Here is a 3104-nt window from a genome sequence, read left to right as displayed (position 1 = left end):
CGACCGCGCGGCCCCCGAGCGCGGCCGCGGCCCCGATGACGAGTGCGAGGACGAGGACCTGGGCGATGCGGCGGCGGGTCCGGTCCCGGTCCCCCGGGTCGGGCAGCGGCGGCGTGAGCGGGCGTGCCGGCTCGGACGGCTGGCCCGGGCCCTCGTCGTCGCCGCCGGGCCCGAGGTCGACGTCGACCATGTCCTCCGGCGGGTGCCGCACGACGCCAGGCTACGGCCCGCCCCCGTCCACGGGACTGCTCGGTGGTCAGGTCGCGAAGCGGAAGACGTGGTCCATGCCGGTGAGCTGGAGCAGCTCGTACATCACCGGCGGCACCGCGACGAGGCAGGGGACCTCGGCGGCGAGGTTGGCGAGCCAGGCGAGCCCGCTGATGCCGGTGGAGTCGATGAAGGTCACCGCACCGCAGTCCACCCGCACGGCCACCCCGTGCCGGGCGGCCTCCTGGAGCGCGTCGAACAGCTCGTCCTTCATCTCGACGTCGATCTCGCCGACGAGGAGCACGACGACGTGGTCGTCCTGCCGGGTGACGGTCACCGAGCCCGCGAACTCGTCGACGGACGGGACGCTCTCGACCGGAACGGGCTGCGCCGGCGGCAGCGGAGGGGGGCCGACGGCAGCGCCGCCGGGGGTCGGGTCGAGGTCGACCGCGGGGGGATCGACCCCGGTAGCCGGTTGCAGCTCCATCGCTGTGCCCTTCGGTCGAGTGCAGAGGTCCGACCCTACGCGCGGTGATCTTGGGGCGCAGCGTGAGCGCCGGATCCGCTCACCTGGCGAGAACGGGGGTGTCCACCCTGCAGTCGGCCGGCCGCGCCCGCAGCGCGTGCGGGCGCGGACCGGGACCGCTCAGCCGGCCTCGGCCGCCCGGGCCAGGTCCTCCAGGTCCCCCCGCAGCGCCTTCTCGACGGACCGCCGCGCGAGGGGGCCCGTGAGCACCGCCATGACCTTCGCGACCCCGGTCGTCGCCTGGGCGCCGAAGGTGAGCACCACGGCCGTCCCGCCGTCGGGCGAGGGGTGGAAGGCGAAGGTGGACACGTAGCGGGCCCCCGAGCTCTCCGCCTCGACGGTGTACGAGCGCTGCGGCTCGACGGCGGTCACCGCCATCTCCTCGGTCGCCTCCTTGCCGAACATCGTGCGGGTCTCCCGCCAGCGCGTCCCCACGGCGAACGGGCCGGGGGTGAGCACCTCCACCCGCTGCACGCCGCTGAGCACCCGCGGCGCACCGGCGAGGTCGGTGGCCAGGGCCCACACCCGCTCCGGTGGTGCCGCGACGTGGCGGGTGACCTCGACCTGCTGCATGCTCTCGTCCCTCGATCGTCGGTGGGGTCTGACCGGCCGGTCAGACGTCGTCGGGCGCGTCCGCGTCGACGAGCTCGATGACGAGGTCGCCGACCAGCTCCAGGCCCTCCACCTCCCGCAGGTGCAGCGCGAGCTGCTGGGCCGCGAGACCGAGGTGGTGGTGGAGCGCCTGGCGGGTGTCGGCGAGCAGGCCGAGCGCATACTCGTCCGCGGCGTCCAGGTCCGGCACCGTCTCCACGGCGCTCAGCCCCGGGTCGACGCGATCGAGGTCGATCGTGAACGCCCCGCTGAGGTGGAACGCGAACCTCGCCATGACCGGAGCGTAGGTGACGGCGACATCGCCGCGGCAGCCTCCGTGGGACCGACGGCGCGAACCCGGCCCGAGTCGACGCACGGCGAGCGGTGGTGGTCTGGTCCCGACCGGCCACCGTGTCAGGTGGACGGGGCGCGGACGTCGGCGCCTGCCGGTCCGTGCCACGGTCGCGGGTCGGTCCTCAGCAGCGAGTAGAGCAGGACGTCCTGGTTGCGGCCGTCGTTGAAGAACGCGCCCCGGACGGTTCCTTCCGGCACGAAGCCGCACTTCTCCGCGATGCGTCGGGACGCGGAGTTCTCCGGGACGATGACCAGGTGGATCCGGTGCTCCTTCTTCGTCGCGAAGAGGTAGTCCACGAGCAGCTGGACAGCCTCGGTCACGAACCCGCGACCGGCGTGCTGGTCGGCGTAGAGCTGGTAGGACAGCTCGAAGGCATCCCAGTAGGAGACGGGGCGGAAGAACTCGATGTGGCCGGCGATCTCGCCCTCCGGGGACTCGATGACGAGCATCCCCTCGGCCTTCTGCCAGAACCCGTGCTGGGCGAACTCACCGCGGAACTCGGTCTGCGACATGACTCCCAGCGGGAAGTACGGACCACGGTTCCGGATGTCCGCGTGGGCGTCGTACAGCACGTCCACGTCCGCGTCACGGACCTGGCGCAGGGTTACGGACGCACCCGCCAGCACGCGCCCATCGTAGCCCTGGGCGGGATCACGGGTCGGGGCGGCAACGCCCGCCCATGACGCGGGCCCATCCGACGTACTCACACGTTGAAGCGGAACTCCACCACGTGGCGCTCCCGAACAACACCTTGGCGGGGACACGCTCCAACCCAGATCTGAACCGACCTACCTCCCGAGGTTGGCGGCCTTCGGTGACACCCTGGACCAGCGCGCGCATGGAACCGCATCGACTGGGCCATGCCCCGCCCGTTGCTGGACGAGCTGAACGCGGTCCGGGGCCTCCCTGCGTTGGGATCCACCCGCCGTGGACGAGCCCGCCCTCGACCGCTATCTCGATGTCTCGACGTGCTTGCCTCTACCTACACGATGGGCGGATACCCCGTCGGGCGCTGGGCCCCTGCGATTGAGGTGTGATAGCGGCGCTGCCCCCGCGCGGTCATGCCGACGAGCGAGCGTGGCTCATGGCGAGTGGATGGGCCATCGCCCCATGATTGCTCCATGGAGCAGCGTCGCGACGGGGTCCTTGTCTTCGACCGCGACGGAGAGGTCATGGCCTTTCCACGACTTGAGGACGCCGCGGCCCACATGGAGTCCATCGACGTGCTCGACGGAGAGTACGAGCGGGCATACACGCCCGACGGCCGCGTGGTCGCGATCAAGGGAGTTGTCGACGGCCCCGTATCGCTCCTGATCACTCCCGAGAGGGACGAGCAGGGACTACGTGATCGCCTGGAGAGGAGTCGCGCACGGATGGGGTTCGCCGCCGATGTCGAGGACCCCGTCTCAGCCCTGATCCACCGGT

Annotated in this window: 6 protein-coding genes; 1 reads left to right on the top strand and 5 read right to left on the bottom strand. The window is 71.8% G+C overall.

Annotated elements, in window-relative coordinates:
* The 5 genes from N866_RS17710 to N866_RS17690 all read right to left on the bottom strand — a co-directional run.
* Nucleotides 1-211: hypothetical protein (locus N866_RS17710; RefSeq protein ID WP_216699484.1), on the bottom strand; the 211-nt coding region annotated here is incomplete at its 3' end.
* 45 nt (nucleotides 212-256) lie between these two features.
* Nucleotides 257-694 (bottom strand): STAS domain-containing protein, encoded by a 438-nt coding sequence (locus N866_RS20145; protein ID WP_052023226.1) that lies wholly within the window; start codon nucleotides 692-694, stop codon nucleotides 257-259.
* Between the two features lie 159 nt (nucleotides 695-853).
* Nucleotides 854-1306: an SRPBCC family protein gene (locus tag N866_RS17700; protein ID WP_034229077.1), complete on the bottom strand. Its 453-nt coding sequence runs from the start codon at nucleotides 1304-1306 to the stop codon at nucleotides 854-856.
* A gap of 40 nt (nucleotides 1307-1346) precedes the next feature.
* The gene (locus N866_RS17695; RefSeq protein ID WP_034229075.1) at nucleotides 1347-1619 is read right to left on the bottom strand and encodes a hypothetical protein; all 273 of its coding nucleotides are present in this window, start codon (nucleotides 1617-1619) and stop codon (nucleotides 1347-1349) included.
* A gap of 119 nt (nucleotides 1620-1738) precedes the next feature.
* Nucleotides 1739-2305, bottom strand: a complete 567-nt coding sequence (locus N866_RS17690) for a GNAT family N-acetyltransferase (protein ID WP_052023225.1) — start codon at nucleotides 2303-2305, stop codon at nucleotides 1739-1741.
* A gap of 495 nt (nucleotides 2306-2800) precedes the next feature.
* Between N866_RS17690 and N866_RS17685 the strand changes: the two genes are divergently transcribed.
* Nucleotides 2801-3104 (top strand): hypothetical protein (locus N866_RS17685; protein WP_034229073.1); only part of this gene is annotated, 304 nt, incomplete at its 3' end.

This window comes from Actinotalea ferrariae CF5-4 (genome assembly GCF_000603945.1).
GTDB lineage: Bacteria > Actinomycetota > Actinomycetes > Actinomycetales > Cellulomonadaceae > Actinotalea > Actinotalea ferrariae.
The sequence above is the reverse complement of the archived record's forward strand: the minus strand, read 5'-3'. Positions and strand labels throughout refer to the sequence as shown.

What these genes read in the sequence shown, in the direction of transcription:
- N866_RS20145 (WP_052023226.1), bottom strand. Translation starts at nt 694, where the DNA reads ATGGAGCTGCAACCGGCTACCGGGGTCGATCCCCCCGCGGTCGACCTC.
- N866_RS17700 (WP_034229077.1), bottom strand. Translation starts at nt 1,306, where the DNA reads ATGCAGCAGGTCGAGGTCACCCGCCACGTCGCGGCACCACCGGAGCGG.
- N866_RS17695 (WP_034229075.1), bottom strand. Translation starts at nt 1,619, where the DNA reads ATGGCGAGGTTCGCGTTCCACCTCAGCGGGGCGTTCACGATCGACCTC.